At 74.6% G+C, this 14345-nt stretch carries 13 protein-coding genes; 3 read left to right on the top strand and 10 right to left on the bottom strand.

The annotated features are described in order from the left end of the window. Nucleotides 1-73: 73 nt before the first annotated feature. Nucleotides 74-1231: a CaiB/BaiF CoA transferase family protein gene (locus FHS22_RS18260; protein ID WP_184943193.1), complete on the bottom strand. Its 1158-nt coding sequence runs from the start codon at nt 1229-1231 to the stop codon at nt 74-76. A gap of 206 nt (nt 1232-1437) precedes the next feature. On the opposite strand from FHS22_RS18260, the gene FHS22_RS18255 reads away from it, so the two are divergent. Then, nucleotides 1438-2019: a uridine kinase family protein gene (locus tag FHS22_RS18255; RefSeq protein WP_184943191.1), complete on the top strand. Its 582-nt coding sequence runs from the start codon at nt 1438-1440 to the stop codon at nt 2017-2019. Nucleotides 2020-2039: 20 nt separating this feature from the next. Further along, nucleotides 2040-2180, top strand: a complete 141-nt coding sequence (locus FHS22_RS18250; protein ID WP_184943189.1) for a LuxR C-terminal-related transcriptional regulator — start codon at nt 2040-2042, stop codon at nt 2178-2180. On the opposite strand, the gene FHS22_RS18245 is transcribed toward FHS22_RS18250, so the two are convergent. From FHS22_RS18245 to FHS22_RS18205, 9 genes are all read right to left on the bottom strand, one after another. Beyond that, nucleotides 2177-2434: a helix-turn-helix domain-containing protein gene (locus FHS22_RS18245; RefSeq protein WP_184943187.1), complete on the bottom strand. Its 258-nt coding sequence runs from the start codon at nt 2432-2434 to the stop codon at nt 2177-2179. The genes FHS22_RS18250 and FHS22_RS18245 overlap by 4 nt on opposite strands. Continuing rightward, nucleotides 2434-2931, bottom strand: a complete 498-nt coding sequence (locus FHS22_RS18240) for a DUF2975 domain-containing protein (RefSeq protein ID WP_184943185.1) — start codon at nt 2929-2931, stop codon at nt 2434-2436. Before FHS22_RS18240 ends, FHS22_RS18245 begins: the two co-directional genes overlap by 1 nt. Nucleotides 2932-3055: 124 nt before the next feature. Then, nucleotides 3056-4729: a pyruvate, phosphate dikinase gene (locus tag FHS22_RS18235; protein ID WP_184943184.1), complete on the bottom strand. Its 1674-nt coding sequence runs from the start codon at nt 4727-4729 to the stop codon at nt 3056-3058. A gap of 6 nt (nt 4730-4735) precedes the next feature. After that, a complete protein-coding gene (locus FHS22_RS18230; RefSeq protein WP_184943182.1) occupies nt 4736-5362 on the bottom strand; it encodes a transcriptional regulator in 627 nt (208 codons plus the stop codon). A 61-nt stretch (nt 5363-5423) separates the two neighbouring features. Further along, nucleotides 5424-6563, bottom strand: coding sequence for a TetR/AcrR family transcriptional regulator (locus FHS22_RS18225; protein ID WP_338047804.1), 1140 nt, complete (start codon nt 6561-6563; stop codon nt 5424-5426). A gap of 57 nt (nt 6564-6620) precedes the next feature. Continuing rightward, complete coding sequence (locus FHS22_RS18220) at nt 6621-8705, bottom strand: hypothetical protein (protein WP_221473768.1); 2085 nt, start codon at nt 8703-8705, stop codon at nt 6621-6623. Nucleotides 8706-8798: 93 nt separating this feature from the next. Further along, complete coding sequence (locus FHS22_RS18215; RefSeq protein ID WP_184943180.1) at nt 8799-9446, bottom strand: histidine phosphatase family protein; 648 nt, start codon at nt 9444-9446, stop codon at nt 8799-8801. A gap of 54 nt (nt 9447-9500) precedes the next feature. Continuing rightward, nucleotides 9501-11396, bottom strand: a complete 1896-nt coding sequence (locus FHS22_RS18210) for a hydantoinase B/oxoprolinase family protein (RefSeq protein WP_338047803.1) — start codon at nt 11394-11396, stop codon at nt 9501-9503. Beyond that, on the bottom strand, nt 11386-13434 hold the full coding sequence (locus tag FHS22_RS18205) for a hydantoinase/oxoprolinase family protein (protein ID WP_184943178.1): 2049 nt from the start codon (nt 13432-13434) through the stop codon (nt 11386-11388). Before FHS22_RS18205 ends, FHS22_RS18210 begins: the two co-directional genes overlap by 11 nt. Nucleotides 13435-13617: 183 nt before the next feature. Between FHS22_RS18205 and FHS22_RS18200 the strand changes: the two genes are divergently transcribed. Then, nucleotides 13618-14286, top strand: a complete 669-nt coding sequence (locus FHS22_RS18200) for an AIM24 family protein (protein WP_184943177.1) — start codon at nt 13618-13620, stop codon at nt 14284-14286. Nucleotides 14287-14345 lie beyond the last annotated feature (59 nt).

Raw genomic sequence — 14345 nt, 5'->3', positions numbered from 1 at the left:
CGTTCCGGGACCGTACGGCGGGGCGGGACCGTACGACGGGCCGCGACCGGGCGGAGGGGCGGGCGGCGGACGTTCATCCCTCTCGCTCCGCGAGCCAGGCGAGCACCTCGTCGTTGTGCTGGCCGAGGGCGGGCGGGGCGGTGTGCTCGCGGGGCGGTTCGCCGTCGAAGCGGAGCGGCGGGCCGGGCAGCTCTATCGGGCCGAGCACGGGATGGTCCACCTCGACCAGCAGCCCCTGGGAGCGGGTCTGGTCCCAGGCGTAGACCTCGTCGATGGAGCGGATCGCCCCGGCGGGCACGCCGAGCCCGCCGAGCGCGGACAGCCAGTGCGCGCGGTCGTGTTTGGCGAGCGCCTGCTCCATGTCGGCGATCAGCTCATCCCGGTGGGCGAATCTTTCCCTGTTGGTCGCATATTTCGTGATATCGGGGTCGATGTCGAGAAGGGCGGCCACTTTCCTCCACTGCCCCTCGTTGGCCACCGCGATCTGGATCATGCCGTCGGCGCAGCGGAACGCCCCGTAGGGGGCGATCGAGGTGTGGTGGTTGCCGCCCGCGCCCGGCACCCGGCCGCCGACCGTCCAGGCGGTGCCGTGGTAGGAGTGCACGCCGGTCACCGCGGCCAGCAGCGAGGTCCGCACCACCTTCCCCCGGCCGGTCCGCGTCCGCTCGTAGAGCGCCGCGGCCACGCCGTACGCCCCGTGGATGCCCGCGAGCAGGTCGGCGATCGAGGCGCCCACCCGGTACGGCTCGGCGGGCGAGGGACCCGTCAGGCTCATCAGGCCCGCCTCGCCCTGGGCGATCTGGTCGTAGCCGGGCCTGCCGCCCTCCGGCCCGTCGTGGCCGAACCCGGTGATCGAGAGCACGACCAGGCGGGGGTTGAGCTCGTGCAGCCGCTCGACGGGGAAGCCGAGCCGGTCCAGGACGCCGGTCCTGAAGTTCTCGATCAGCACGTCGCTCTGCCGTACCAGGCGCTCGATCAGCGCCCTGCCCCCGGCGGACTTGAGGTCGGCGGTGACCGAGAGCTTGTTGCGGTTGGCCGCGAGGAAGTAGGTGGAGATGTCGTGGTCCGGCCCGGCGAAGGGCGGCCCCCAGCCGCGCGACTCGTCGCCGCCCGCGGGGTGCTCCACCTTGATCACCCGTGCGCCCAGGTCACCGAGCATCTGCGCGGCGTGCGGCCCGGCCAGCGCGCGGGACAGGTCGAGGACGACGATGTCGCCGAGGGCTCCCTGCAAGATCAACCTCCGGGTGAGAGTCGCCGATCCTAGCCGAAACCGGCCGGGAAGGGCACGGGGGGACGCACGGCAAGCGTGCCAGGCCTCCCTCCCGGAACGATACCCAGGGTCGGCCTGCTCCCCGCCCTGAGCGGCGGCCGTCCCGCCGCCCCGCCGTCCGCCGATCCCCTCCGGGCCCGCCGGAGACCGGATGCCATCCTGGGAGGATGGCGGTCACGATCTCCTTCCCGGACCTGGCGGCGGCGGTCCGGGCGCTGCCGCCGTCGTGCGGGCAGGTTCGGGTCGTCGCGGTGGACGGGCCCGGCGGGTCGGGGAAGACGACCTTCGCCGGCCGGCTCGGCCGGGCGCTGGAGTGCCAGGTGGTGCACAGCGATGACTTCCCGGTGCCGTGGGACGGCCCGCTGGAGGCCTGGTTCACGCAGGTGGAGGAGCAGGTGCTCGGCCCGCTGGCGGCCGGCCGGCCGGGCCGCTACCGGCGCTACGACTGGGCGCGCGGCGCGTTCGCCGGGTGGGTGGAGGTGCCGGTCGCGCCGGTTCTGCTGCTGGAGGGGGTCAGCACGGCCCGGCGCACCGCCCCGGTCGCCTACTCGGTGTGGGTGGAGGCGCCCCGGGAGCTCCGGCTGGCCCGCGCCCTGGCCAGGGACGGTGCGGCGCTCGAGCCGCAGTGGCGGAGCTGGATGCGCGCCGAGGACGAGTGGTTCGCCGCCGACGGCACCCGTTCCCGCGCCGACCTGCTGGTGGACGGCGCGGCGGTCCCGGGCGAGTTCACCGGGATCCGCCCGCCCTGACCGCACCGGCGGGCACCGTCATGGCCGAGATCGCCAGGGGCCTGCTCCTCAGCCACAAGACCGTCACGAACCACCTGACCTCCGTCTTCGCCAAGCTCCAGGTGGCCGACCGGGCCCAGGCGATGGTCCGGGTCCGCCTCACCGGGCGGGGCGGGGGCTAGCTCCGGCCCCGGTCTCCGTCGCCGGCGGCCGGCGTCATGTCCGCGGCGGCCCCGGCGTCCCAGCGCAGCAGGTCTCCCGGCTGGCACTCGAGCGCCTCGCAGAGCGCGGCGAGCGTCGCGAAGCGCACCGCCTTGGCCCGGCCGTTCTTGAGCACCGCCAGGTTGGCGGGGGTGATCCCGACGCGGTCCGCGAGCTCGCCCACGGACATCTTCCGCCTGGCCAGCATCACGTCGATGTCGACGACGATCGGCATCAGATCACCTCGTCCAGTTCGGCCTGCATCCGCGCCGCCTCGGCGTCGCGCGCGACGGCCTGGGCGAGCAGCATCCGCAGCACGAGCACGGTGAGCGCGACCCCCAGGATCGCCACGGCGGTCCCGCAGATCAACAGGACCACGCCCGGCGCGACGGGCTCGCCCGGCGCCAGGAGGACCGCGAGCGCGAACACCACGAGGGCGGCGGCCACGATCGCGCCGATCACGATGTCCACGTACCGGAAGGCCGCGTGGGAGAACACCGTTCCGCGGCGCACCATCGTCACCAGCCGCCACACGCAGACCAGGACGACCTGGGCCGTCACGACGCCCAGGAGGATGATCACGACGAGCGGGACGCGCAGGTACGCGAACTCCGTGTTGAGACCCTCCAGGTCGGCGGCCAGCAGCGGCACCATCACCGCCTGCACGAACAGCGAGCCGGCGAGCAGTCCCGCGAGCACGGCGCGCAGTGCGAGCACCGTCAGTTTTCCCATCATCTCTCCCTCGATCGATTCACGATGTAAATCTATCGATAATCGATAGGCAGAGCAAGCAGCCGGACCGGGACGCGCGGCCCGGACGAACCCCGGGACGGGTACCGGCGTCCCGGGCCGATGATCAGCGGTGGCCGTCCCGGCCGTCCGGCGGGGCGCCGCCCCGGTTCAGCAGGACGGCGCGGGCCGCCGTGAGGCGCTCCTCGTCGCCGCGGTCCGGACCGCCTCCCGAGATCTCGTCGGCCCATCCGAGCAGGCGGTCCAGATGGGGGCCGACCGGTGCCGTGACGATGCGGGGGCGGCCGGCGAGGACCTCCCCGCCGGTCCCGTCGACGGTGACGAGCGTCCCCTCCGGAATGGTGCGGCCGCCGACGCGCACGCAGCCGGCGGCGGCGTCGACGGTGAGGTCCGCGGCTCCCACGACGGCGGGTCTGCCCATCGCCCGCGCGACGACGGCGGCGTGACTGGCCGGCCCGCCGCAGGAGGTGACGATCCCCGCGGACGCGGCCAGGCCGTGCATGTCGAGCGGCGAGGTGTGCGGGCGCACGAGGATGACCGGGCCTCCGGCGGCCATCCGGACCGCTCCGTCGGCGGTGGTCGCCACCCGGCCGGTCGCGACCCCGGGGCAGGCGCCCAGCCCCCGGGCGAGGAGGTCGCGCGTGCCGGTGGTCTCCGTCCGGGGCGTGCGGGCCTGCCGGAGCTGCCGGGGGGAGACCCGGAGCAGCGCCTCGCGGCGGCCGATGAGGCCCTCGTCGGCCAGGTCGACCGCGACGCGGACGGCGGCGCGGCCGGAGAGACCGCCGGGCCGTACCTGCAGGAGCCAGAGCTCGCCCGCCTCGAAGGTGAACTCCACCTGGCAGGCGTCGCGGTAGTGCCCCTCGACCCGGTCCAGTGCCTCCACCAGGCCGGCCCACACCGCCGGCTCCCGCCCGGCCAGTTCGGCCGGCGGCCGGGTCGCCCACCTGCCGGAGACGACGTCCTCGCCCTGGCGTCCGAACAGGACGTCGCCGAACGGGACGTTCTCCCCGGTGGTGGGGTCGCGGCTGAACACGACACCGGTGCCGCTGCGCTCGTCGCGGTTGCCGAACACCATGGCCTGCACGGTGACGGCCGTGCCGAGGTCGTGCGGGATGCCGTGCAGCTCGCGGTAGGTTCTGGCGCGCGGCGTGTCCCATGACGAGAAAACGGCCCCGACGGCCAGTTCCAGCTGGCGCGTCGCGTCGCCGGGGACCGGTCCGGCGGCCCGTGCGCGGATGAGGGCCTCGACACTCCGGATCGCCCCGGCGAGGTGCCTCCGCCCGCCGCCGGGCGCGCGGCCGGCCGCCTCGCGCACGACGGCGTCCAGTTGCTCGGGGGCCACGCCGGCGACCGCGGAGGCGAAGCCGGACAACGACCGCAGGCGCGCGTCGAGCGCGAACCGCGCGTCACCCGTCTCGGCCGCGAGGCCCGCCGCGGCCTCGGCGGTCAGCCCGACGTTGAGGAGCGTGTTCATCATGCCGGGCATCGACACGCTGCCGCCCGAGCGGACGGACACCGCCAGCGGCCGCCCGGGGCCGCCGAAGCGCCGTCGTGTGGCGGCCTCCAGGTCGCGGACGGCGGCCGCCAGCTCGGCGCCGAGGCCGTCGGGAAGCCGCCCGTCGCGCAGGAAGGCGCGGCACGCCCCGGTGCCGATGACGAATCCGGGGGGCACGGGCAGCCCGAGGCGCCGCAGGACGACGAGGCCGTGCCCCTTGCCGCCGAGGACGTCGGCGCCCTCCTCCGTCTCCGCCGAGAGCGGGTGGATCCAGGTCGTCGGCACGGCGGTTCAGTGCCGCGGGATGCCGAGGGTGGCCAGCAGGTCTTCGTGGAGCTGGAACCACACGATGTGGTAGGACTCCATGTCGTCCGTCACGTACTCGCCCGCGCCGGACCCGGCCCGGGCGAGCGCGCCGGCGAGCCGGACCCGGTAGCGCCGGAACCGCAGGAGCACCGCGGACAGGTCCGCGCAGAGGACGTCGGCGCGCCGGTGGAGGTCCGTGAACCCGTCCAGGACCCGGGAGTCGTAGGCGGGGTCGGTGTGGTCGTTCGGCACGAGGACACCGCCGGCGGGCCGAAGCTGCCAGGCCGTGCACAGATCGAGCAGCTCCGGGTTGAGCACGAGGAAGTCCTCGTACGCCTCGGTCACCGCGGTCCGGGCGCCGGCGGCGTCCAGTTCCCGGGAGATCCGCTCGGCGTCCGCGGCGCGGCCGGCCTCGGTCAGCCCCCACCCGCCGAAGTCTCCGGGAGAGTACGTGGTGAGGCCGGCCACCGCGAGATCGATCAGCACGGATTCCACGTCGGGCCCGGGCAGCCCGGTCGCCTCGGACAGGCGGGCGGGACCGGCGGACCCGACGCAGCGCAGGGCGTGGAGCACCAGCAGGTCGTCGCCGGTCGGGTAGGGCGTTCTCGTCATGGGGCGTGCCTTCCGTCCGGGGGTCGCCTGTCGGTGCCGGGGGCGCGCCGGGTGGCGGGGGTCATCCGCCGGCCCCGCCGGGCCGCGGGGCGGTCGAGCCGTCGGAGACCGCCACGGCGTGGGCGGCGCCTCGCCCGTGCGCCCGGGAGCGGATCGCGCCCGACCGGACGCGCACCGCGGCCTCGGTGGCGTCTCCCGGGTCCGGGACACCGGCGGCCGACGCCACGGCGGCGTGCTCGTCGAGGACGAGGCGGAGGCCCGGCCAGGCGTCCGGGGCGAACACCCGCCGCAGGCAGCCGGCGAGGTCCCCGATCCGCAGCCGCACGAGGCGTCCGACCTCGGCCGGATCGTCCGTCACCACGGCCACGGTGACCTGGTCGCCCGGGCGGGCGGCGCGGACGGCCTCCTCGGCCGCCTCCAGCCGGCCGGCCCCGAGGACGGCGATCACTCCGTCGGCCTCGAACCGGACCGGGCGGCCGGTGATCTGGTCCGGCAGCGCCGCGGGCGGTTCCCAGACGTCCCCGGCGGGTCGCGCGGCGGCGAGGTGGGGCAGGTACGGCGGGTCCCACGCGTCGGCGAGGTCGAGGCCGGCCAGGTGCTCGCAGGCGCGCGCCACGTCGAAGGGGTCGCCGAACCCCGGCGCCGTGTCGGCCAGGTGCCCGGCCCCGTTCAGCAGCGTGAGGACCAGCTCGGCCGGCCGTACCAGCCGCGTGCGGTGCGGCGTGCACGACTCCAGCGCCAGGGCCAGCAGCACCGCCTCCAATCTGGTGACCTGCGCCAGCGCGGTACGGCCCGGCTCGTCGTCGAACAGCCCGGCCGTCGAGCGCGAGCGCAGCTTCCCGTCGGCGGGCGTGTCGCCGGTCAGCGGCAGCCGCTCCAGCCAGACGCGGGCGAACGCGCCCATCGCCCCGGCCAGGCCGGGCGGCGAGGGCGGCGGCTGGATCTCGTCCGGGCGCCCGACCGAGTCGACGAGGACCGCCAGGTAGAGCGCGCGCTTGCTCGGGAAGTTCGAGTACACCGCGCCCCGGGTCAGCTCGGCCCGTTCGGCGATCCGGTCGACCTTGGCGTCGGCGTACCCGCGCTCGGCGAACTCCTCCCTCGCCGCGGCCAGCACGGCCGCTCGGGTGCGCTCCTGCTGCTGTGCCCGGGTCAACCTGACCACCGTCATCCCTCCGGTCCGCTCCGGCCCGCGGAGTCCCACATTCGGATGTTATCAACATCCCGATGATGAGAGTACGGCGGATGGGCGCTCCGGCCGCTAGTCCACCCGGTCCGCGACGCAGGGGGCGCCCCCGCAGACGTCCACGACCACGCCGTGCCGGAGGAAGTGGGCCTTCTGCACCCGGGCGTCGGGGTCGTGGCGCGGATCCTCGTGGGAGTCCCGGCCGTACTCGGGGCCGAGCGGCGGGGTGTTGGCCGTGGGCGGCGCGGGGGTGCCGCTGTCCCAGACGACGATGGCCGACCCGGGGTACGGCCAGCGCGGCAGGGCCCGGATCCCCCAGTACGGCGCCACGTCGGGACTGCGCCCCTCCGCGACCGCGGGACGGTGGATGCGCGCGCCGATGGTGCGGGCCTCGACCTCGGCGGTCACCGTGGAGACCTGGTGGTCGCCGAAGGCGACGTGCAGAAGGACGCGGTGCCGGGGCGATCCGGGCAGCGGGTCCCCGGTCAGGTGCTGGGCGTAACCGTCCGCCTCGGCGCGGTCCCAGAGCATCTGCAGCAGCGCGAAGCAGACCTGCTGGGTCAGCTTGTCGGGATAGCTCCGGTCCAGGAGCTGCTGGAACGGCTGGAAGTCGACGCTCCGGTTGAGCAGCGTGCTGTAGTTCATGCCCGGCACGCCGAGCACGGCGTTGCGGACGTCGGGCGAGACGGCGACGAGCGCGCCGCCGGCGATGCCGCCCTGGCTGTTGCCGTCGTAGGCCAGCCCGGCCTTCCGGTCGATCAGCGACCGGCCCCTGCCGTCCTGGAAGGCCTCGTGGCTCCCCAGCCCGTCCTTGGCGATCATCGCCCGGCCGAGGAGGACGAAGTTGAGCAGGCTCTGCTGGAGCCGGTCGGTGACCGTGCCGAACCGGGAGAAGTCACTGAAGACGCCCGCGACGTGCTGCACGTCCTCGTCGGACATGCCGATCCACTTGGTGGCGCAGAAGACGAAGCCGTGCTCCCCGGCCATCGCCCGGACGTTGCCGGCCCGGACCTCGGTGGCCCTGCCGAGCAGGCCGTGGCCGTACAGGGAGGGGTGGGCGGGCCGGGTGAACGCCGAGCGCGGGATCACGCACTGGTACTGGGCCCTGAGTGTGTCGCCGAGCGGGCGGGGCAGTCCGTCGGGCCCCCGGTTGAGGTTCGAGCCGGGCGGGCCGCCGGGCTCGTCGAGGTGGTTGGGGACCTCGATCTCACCGGCGACCTCGCGGGCGACGTCCGGGTCCTGCTCGGGGGTCAGGTCGGTGACGGCGGTGACCGTGAACCCGGGCGAGCGCCCGCGCAGCTCGCGCAGCGTGCGGTCGCGCATGGCCAGCACGGGCCCGGCGATGCCCTGCTCGCTGGCGACGGTGAACTCCCAGGCCAGCTGGAGGCCGTCCGTCCCCACCCCGGCCCGGGCGAGGTCGCCCAGGGTGCGGCGGAGCGCGTTGCGGCGGGCGGCGAGCGGGTCACCGGGCGGGAGCCGGTCGCCCAGCAGCCGGGCGAAGGTCCCGGGGGGCGGGAGCTCCTCGCCCGCGGCGTTCTTCAGGTGCCGCAGGGCGACGGCGTAGCGGTGGCCCTCCCGGAAGTTCTTCGCCGGTCTGATGATCAGCGCCTGCCGGGCCGGGTCGGTGGCGTTCGCGTCGAGCTCGGCCCAGTACGGCCAGCGCTCCCCGGTCCGGGTGTCGACGATCACGATGGGGGCGTCGCGCCGCAGCGACCAGCCGATGTCGGTGACCGGCGCGGCCCCGCTCGCGGCGAGGTCGAGGCCGGGCAGGTGGGCCAGGAGCATCGAGCCCGGGGAGAAGCCGTCGGCGGCGTTCCACTGCGCCGGGTCGATCGGCCTGCCCGCCGCGTTCTCCGGCATGGCCTCGGCTGCGAGGGAGACCCGGCGTCCGGTGGGGGTGCGCGCGGCCTCGGTGAACCAGTCGTTGGGGAAGGGCAGCAGGCACTCGTCCCCGGCGATCGGGTCGCAGCCCGGCACGGCCGGAGAGGCGGGGTCCGCCGGGGAGGCCGCTGAAGGGGCCGCCGGATCGACCCGGCCGGCGGGCAGGACGGCGGAGCCGGGAGCGGGATCGGCAGGGGAGGCGGAACCGGCCCCGGCGGGCGCGGCCGCCACCGACGTCACGGCCAGCGCGAGACTCGCCACGATCATGCGCAGACGCATGCCACTCCTCCTCGGACCTCACCCCCCGACGAAGATTCCCACAGCAGATCCCAGAATCCGGTGTCACGTCAATGAACCATGCTGAAACGTGTCCTAAACCGGCGTCTCCCCCAGGTGGCTGACGTCGTTGAAGACCACCAGCTCGCCGCTGCGCCAGACGGAGACCGAGGTGTTGCCGATCGGGACGTGCTCGACCGCCTTCGCCGCCTCCGCCAGCACGTGCCGGAGCATCAGCACCACCGCGTCGTGCGCCACGACCAGCACCCGCCGCCCCGCGCACCGGGCGCGCATGTCCCGCAGCGCCTCCCCGACCCGGGCCGCGACGTCGGCGAAGCTCTCCCCCTCCGGAGGGCGGTGGTCGTACTCGCGCCGCTGGAGGACCTCGGCCTCCCGCGGGTGGAGCCTCCTGATCGCGGCCAGGTTCATCCCCGCCAGGCGGCCCATCTCCCGGTCCCTGAGCCGGCGGTCCGTGCGGACCTCCGGGGTCACCGGCAGCTCCGCCGCGATCAGCTCCCAGGTCTGCACCGCCCGCAGGTACGGCGAGCACCACACCGCCTCCGGCGGGTCGGCCCGCGCCAGCCGCCGGCCCAGCGCGCTCGCCTGGCGGCGGCCGAGCGGGCTCAGCTCCCATTCCTCGTCGGGCCGCTCCAGGACCACGGCCCTGCCCTCGGCCTCGGCGCGCGCGAACGCGACGTTGGCCTCGCTCTCGCCGTGGCGCACCGCGGTGATGGTCAGGGGCATGCCTCCAGCCAACCGCCGCGACCCCGACCGATCAAGCCCCTGGATACCGGTTCGTCACAACAGATCCACCTCCGCGTACGGCAGGCCGCCCGACAGCGACGGGAACCCCGGACCCCGGTCGAAGAACGGGCCGTCCTGCGGCAGCAGGGCGCGGAGCCCGGCGCGGCGGGTCTCGGTGGCCTCGGCGTCCACCTGCGGGTCGTCGCGGGAGCCGTGCAGGACGACCCCGTAGTCGTCGCGGGCGCCCTCCACCGAGACCTTGCCGTCGCGGACGTCGGCGGCGACCGCCTCGGCCGGCCGGTCCAGCGGGCAGCCCCAGCCGCCGCCCCCGGTGGTGCGGACCCGGACGACCTCGCCCGCGCGGACCGGCGAGTCGTCGACCAGGCCCTCCATCTCCCGGCCCTCGATCTCGACGCGGAACGGCCGCCCGGCCCGGCCGCCGTTCACGCCCCAGCACGACAGGATCGAGCGGTCGGCGATCGACATGAACGAGGCGTCGCGGAGCATCCGGATGTGCTTGTCGTAGCCCAAACCGCCCCGGTACAGGCCGGGCCCGCCGGAGTCGGCCGCCAGGCCGAGGCGTTCGACGCGCAGGGGCCAGCGGGACTCGGCGAACTCGACCGGGATGTTGCGCGAGTCGGGCACGACGTGGATCGTGTCCTCCCCGTCGGCGTACCAGCGCCCGCCCGAACCGCCGCCCAGGACCTCCCGCATCAGGTACGGCGCGCCGGAGGCGTCCTCGCCATGGACGCCGGTGTAGCGGATGGTCTCCTGGTCGGCGGGCATCCGGCCGCCGGTGGCCTTGGCCAGCACCCCGGCCAGCACGCCCAGCAGCCGCAGGATCACGAACGTGCGGGCGTTGGTGGGCGCCGGGAAGACCGGGGTGAGCAGCGTGCCCTTCTCCGGGAAGCGCATCTCGATCAGCGGGACGACGCCCTCGTTGACGTCGAGCTCGGCCATGCGCTCGGGGGTGTCGGCGAGGTTGCGCAGGATCGGGGCGAGCCACTTCTTCAGGAACACCCCGTCCGCGTAGTCGCCCGCGTGGTTGATCGGCCCCTTGGCCTGCGGTGACGTGCCGGTGAAGTCGACGACCAGCGGAACGTCCGCGCGGTGGTCGACGGTGAGGGTGATGCGCTGGGCGTGCAGGCGGGGCGCGTCCACCCCGTCGTGCTCGGCGTAGTCCTCCCACACGTGCGTTCCTTCGGGGATCTTGGCCAGCAGCTCCCGGCGGAACGTCCCGGTGGTCTTGGAGATGATCGCGTCGAAGCACGCCTCCACGGCCTCGCGCCCGTAGCGGCCGAACAGCTCGCCCAGCCGCCGCGCCCCCATCAGGCAGGCCGAGCACTCGGCGTCCAGGTCCCCGGCGAGCGAGTCGGGCATCCGGGAGTTCCGCGTCATGATCGTCAGCGCGGCGCGGTTGGGCACGCCCCGGTCCCAGAGCTTGATCGGCGGGACCATCAGCCCCTCCTCGAACACGCTGCGCGCGTGCGAGGGCATCGATCCCGGGACCGCCCCGCCGATGTCGTCGTGGTGCCCGAACGCCTGCACGAACGCGACCACCGCGCCGTCGTGGAAGACCGGCACGGTGACGCACAGGTCGGGCAGGTGGCCGATGCCGCCCTCGGACAGGTAGACGTCGTTGTGGAAGAACACGTCGCCGGGGTTCATCTCCCCGGCCGGGAAGTCCCGGACGATCGGCTGGACCAGCGCCGAGTAGGACCGGCCGGTCAGCTTGCGCAGCCGCACGTCGTGGATGCCCGCGCGGAAGTCGTGCGCGTCGCGGATCATCGGCGAGCGGGCGGTGCGCGCGATCGCGGTCTCGACCTCCTTCTCCACCGAGGCGAGCGTGCCCTCGACGATCTCCACCAGCACCGGGTCGGCCGCGCCCGCCGCCTGCCCGCCTTCCCGGCCCGCCGTGACGGGTCCGCCCGTGTCCGTCTCATCCCGCACGGCGAACCTCCAGATTGCCGAACTCGTCCGTCGTCGCCGTGAAGCCGGGGTGCACCGGGAGCGTGGAGCCGTACTCCTCGATGACCGCGGGCCCGGCGACCACCGCTCCCGCGCCCAGCTCGGCGCGGCGGTAGAGGGGGACCGGGCCCCACTCGTCGTAGCAGACCCGGCGGGTCCCCGCCGGCCGCGGGTCCGCGGTGCCGGACGGCCTGCGCCCGACGACCGGCCGGGTGATCGGGCCGATGCCGGAGACGCGGAGGTTGACCCACTCGACGCCGTGCCGGGGGTCGTCGCGGTAGCCGTACCCGTAGAGCTTGGCGTGCTCGCGGTGGAAGCGGTCCAGCACCTCGGCGCGCCACGCCCCGTCCAGCGGCCCGGCCGGAGCGGGCACCCGCACCTCGTACGCCTGGCCGTAGTACCGCAGGTCCGCGCTGCGCGCGAAGACGTGGTCGGTGAAGCCCTCCCGGTCGAGAGCCTCGGCCGCCTGGCCCTCCAGCTCCCCGAAGATCTCCGCGGCGGCGTCGAGGGAGAGCTCGCGGGTGACGAAGGTCCGCACGTAGTCGTTCTTGACGTCCACGGTGAGCAGGCCGAACGCCGAGACGTTCCCGGGGTCGGGCGGGACCAGCACCGAGGGCAGGCCGAGGATGTCGATCAGGCGGCAGACCAGCAGCGGGCCGGAGCCGCCGAAGGCGACCATCGGGAAGTCCCGCACGTCCAGGCCGCGTTTCACGGTGATCTGCCGGATGGCGTTGGACTGGTTGAACGAGCTGATCTCCAGGATGCCGGCGGCGGTCCGCTCGGGGCTCAGCCCGAGCTCGGCGGCCAGCGCCTCGACGCCCTGCCGGGCGGCCCCGGCGTCGAGCGGGATCTCCCCGCCCAGCAGGTGCGGGGGGACCCGGCCGAGGAAGACGTGCGCGTCGGTGACGGTGACCTCGGTGCCGCCCCGGCCGTAGCAGATCGGGCCGGGGTCGGCTCCGGCGGACCGCGGACCGACCTTGAGCGTGCCCTCCGGCGAGATCCACGCGACGGACCCGCCGCCCGCTCCGACGGTCACGATGTCGATCATCGGGATCTTGCACGGGTAGCGGCCGACGCCGCCCTCGGTGGTGAGCGAGGGCTCCCCGCCGACCACGACCGCGACGTCGGTGGAGGTGCCGCCGCCGTCCAGCGTGATCACCGAGGGGTGCCCGGCGGTGGAGGCGATCAGTGCCGCGCCGAGCGCGCCCGCGGCCGGTCCGGAGAGCACGGTGGTGATCGGCTGGTGCACGACCTCGGCCGCCGAGAGCACGCCGCCGTTGCTCTTCATCACCGAGAACGGCCGGCCCAGCCGCTCGGAGAGGTTGGCGATGTAGCGGCGCATGGTCGGCTTGACCGCGGCGTCGACGAGGGTGGTGACCGACCGCTCGTACTCGCGGTACTCGCGCAGCACGTCGCTGGAGATCGAGACGACCGCCTCGGGGTGCTCGCGGGCCAGGACCTCGCGCATGCGCAGCTCGTGCCCGGGGTTGGCGTAGGAGTGCAGGAAGCACACGCCGATCGCGGTGATCCCCCGCTCCCGGAACCACCGGGCGGCCGCCGCGGCCTGCGCCTCGTCGAACGGCCGGACCTCGGCGCCGGTGTGGTCCAGCCGGCCGCCGACGGTCCTGACCCGGTGCACCGGGACGATGCGGGGCGGCTTGACCCAGAAGTAGGAGTTGCCGTAGCCGTCCGGCACGCTCTGCCGGGCGATCTCCAGGACGGACTCGAAGCCCTCGGTGGTGACGAAGCCGAGGTCGGCGATGCGGTCCTCGAGGAGCTGGTTCGTGGCGACCGTGGTGCCGTGCACCACCGCCGACACCGCGGCGTCGGGCGCCGGTTCCGCCGCGGTCCCCCGGCCGTGCTCGCCGAGGACCTTCCGCACGCCCGTCATGAACCCGTCGGCGGGGTTGGCGGGGGTCGACGGGGTCTTGGTGGTGGTGATCTCACCGGTCTGCTCGTCCACCGCGACCACGTCGGTGAACGTGCCCCCGGTGTCGACTCCGATACGGACGCTGCGCATGCCCCCGTGTCTACCCAGTCGCACCGGGCCCGCAAATCGGCGGACCCTGCCGAAACCAGCACGAATCCTTGGCAACCCCGTCAGCCTGCCGGGGGCGCGTCCCGGCCCGGCGGGAACTTCCGGCCCGCCGCGCTCGTCGTTCCCGGTACGACTCCTCAACCGACATCGAGAGGCGACATCTCCGTGCGTAGCGCGTTCTTCGGCAACCTGGACCAGGGCCAGGCCCCCGGGCACTTCGTCCTGCAGAACAACAAGATGCTGCGGGTCCAGCTCAACGGCGAGGTGCTGGCGCGCCAGGGCTCGATGGTCGCCTTCCAGGGGCGGATGGACTTCGACTACGAGGGCTCCGGCGGGGTCGGCAAGTTCCTGAAGAAGATGATGACCGGGGAGGGCGCGCCGCTGATGCGGGTGCGCGGGCAGGGCGCGCTCTTCCTCGCCGACAAGGCCCAGGACGTGCACCTGTTCTATCTGGAGAACGAGGCGCTCACCGTCAACGGCAGCAACCTGCTGGCCTTCGACCCCCAGCTCACCTGGGACATCCAGCGGGTGCAGGGCGCCGGGATCGCCGCCGGAGGGCTGTTCAACACCACGCTGACGGGCAGCGGCTGGGTGGCGGTCACCGCGCACGGCACGCCGGTGCTGCTCGACGCCTCCCAGGCGCCGACCTTCGCCGACGGCCAGTCCGCGGTGTGCTGGAGCGCGGGACTGCACGTGGGCGTCAACCGCACGTTCAAGGCCGGCGCGATGATCGGGCGCGGGAGCGGCGAGGCCATGCAGCTCGCCTTCCAGGGGCAGGGCTTCGTCCTGGTCCAGGCCAGCGAGGGCCCGATCGTCCCGCAGGCCTCCGGCTGACCGCCGCGCGCGCCGCCGCCCGCCTCCGCCGGGCCCTTCCGGGCGCCGGTGCGGCGGGA

The organism is Thiemannella venezuelensis, assembly GCF_014203605.1.
Lineage (GTDB): Bacteria > Actinomycetota > Actinomycetes > Streptosporangiales > Streptosporangiaceae > Planomonospora_A > Planomonospora_A venezuelensis.
Note: the sequence above shows the minus strand (reverse complement) of the source record. Positions and strands in the feature narration are given on the sequence as shown.

Excerpts from the sequence above, each read along its gene's own strand:
- FHS22_RS18255 (WP_184943191.1), top strand. The coding sequence starts at position 1,438 with ATGGCGGTCACGATCTCCTTCCCGGACCTGGCGGCGGCGGTCCGGGCG.
- FHS22_RS18250 (WP_184943189.1), top strand. The coding sequence starts at position 2,040 with ATGGCCGAGATCGCCAGGGGCCTGCTCCTCAGCCACAAGACCGTCACG.
- FHS22_RS18245 (WP_184943187.1), bottom strand. The coding sequence starts at position 2,434 with ATGCCGATCGTCGTCGACATCGACGTGATGCTGGCCAGGCGGAAGATG.
- FHS22_RS18240 (WP_184943185.1), bottom strand. The coding sequence starts at position 2,931 with ATGGGAAAACTGACGGTGCTCGCACTGCGCGCCGTGCTCGCGGGACTG.
- FHS22_RS18230 (WP_184943182.1), bottom strand. The coding sequence starts at position 5,362 with ATGACGAGAACGCCCTACCCGACCGGCGACGACCTGCTGGTGCTCCAC.
- FHS22_RS18220 (WP_221473768.1), bottom strand. The coding sequence starts at position 8,705 with ATGCGTCTGCGCATGATCGTGGCGAGTCTCGCGCTGGCCGTGACGTCG.
- FHS22_RS18215 (WP_184943180.1), bottom strand. The coding sequence starts at position 9,446 with ATGCCCCTGACCATCACCGCGGTGCGCCACGGCGAGAGCGAGGCCAAC.
- FHS22_RS18205 (WP_184943178.1), bottom strand. The coding sequence starts at position 13,434 with ATGCGCAGCGTCCGTATCGGAGTCGACACCGGGGGCACGTTCACCGAC.